The following is a 1324-nucleotide window of genomic DNA, read 5'->3' as shown; positions in this document are numbered from 1 at the left end:
ATGGCCAAGGAAAAGTTCGAACGCACTAAGCCGCACTGCAACATCGGCACGATCGGCCACGTTGACCACGGCAAGACGACGCTGACGGCGGCGATCACGATGACGCTGGCGAAGGCTGGCGGCGCCAAGGCGATGAACTACGCCGACATCGACGCCGCCCCGGAAGAAAAAGCCCGCGGCATCACGATCAACACGGCTCACGTCGAGTATGAGACGGAAAACCGTCACTACGCGCACGTCGACTGCCCCGGCCACGCCGACTACGTGAAGAACATGATCACGGGCGCCGCTCAGATGGACGGCGCGATCCTGGTGGTTTCGGCCGCTGACGGCCCGATGCCGCAAACGCGCGAGCACATCCTGCTGGCCCGTCAGGTCGGCGTGCCGGCTCTGGTCGTGTTCATGAACAAGGTCGACCTGGTCGACGACGCCGAGCTGCTCGAGCTGGTGGAAATGGAAGTGCGCGAGCTGCTCTCGTCCTACCAGTTCCCGGGCGACGACATTCCGGTGACCATGGGTTCGGCCAAGGCTGCAACCGACGGCGTGAACCCGGAAATCGGCGAACAGCAAGTGCTGAAGCTGATGCAAACCGTCGACGCCTACATCCCGCAGCCGGAACGTCCGGTCGACCTGCCCTTCCTGATGCCGGTCGAAGACGTCTTCTCGATCTCAGGCCGCGGCACCGTGGTCACGGGTCGCGTCGAAAAGGGTATCGTCAAGGTCGGTGAAGAAGTCGAAATCGTCGGCATCCGTCCGGTCCAGAAGACGACCTGCACGGGCGTCGAAATGTTCCGCAAGCTGCTGGACCAGGGTCAAGCCGGCGACAACGTGGGCGTGCTGCTGCGCGGCACCAAGCGTGAAGACGTCGAGCGCGGCCAGGTGCTGTGCAAGCCGGGTTCGATCACCCCGCACACCAAGTTCATGGCTGAAGCCTACATCCTGACCAAGGAAGAAGGCGGCCGTCACACGCCGTTCTTCACGAACTATCGCCCGCAGTTCTACTTCCGCACGACGGACGTGACCGGCATCGTTCACCTGAAGGAAGGCGTTGAGATGATCATGCCCGGCGACAACGCCGAGCTGAGCGTCGAGCTGATCACCCCGATCGCCATGGATCAGGGCCTGCGTTTCGCCATCCGCGAAGGCGGCCGCACCGTCGGCGCCGGCGTGGTGGCCAAGATCGTCGAGTAATCGATTGATCCGGGTCTCCGGACCCGACCAGTAAGCGTACCGGCCTCACGCAGCGCGCAAGCGCGGCGGGCCAAGTAAAGCGTAACAAGGCGGCCTCCCGGAGCAATCCGGGGGGCCGTTTTGCCGTTGGGGC

At 63.8% G+C, this 1324-nt stretch carries 1 protein-coding gene; it reads left to right on the top strand.

The annotated features are described in order from the left end of the window. A partial coding sequence (tuf, locus tag CQ039_RS16475) for an elongation factor Tu (protein WP_105563597.1) occupies positions 1–1191 on the top strand: 1191 nt, incomplete at its 5' end. Positions 1192–1324 lie beyond the last annotated feature (133 nt).

The organism is Brevundimonas sp. MYb52, from assembly GCF_002979535.1.
In the GTDB taxonomy this organism is placed as follows: domain Bacteria; phylum Pseudomonadota; class Alphaproteobacteria; order Caulobacterales; family Caulobacteraceae; genus Brevundimonas.
This window is presented reverse-complemented; position numbering and strand designations above follow the sequence as displayed.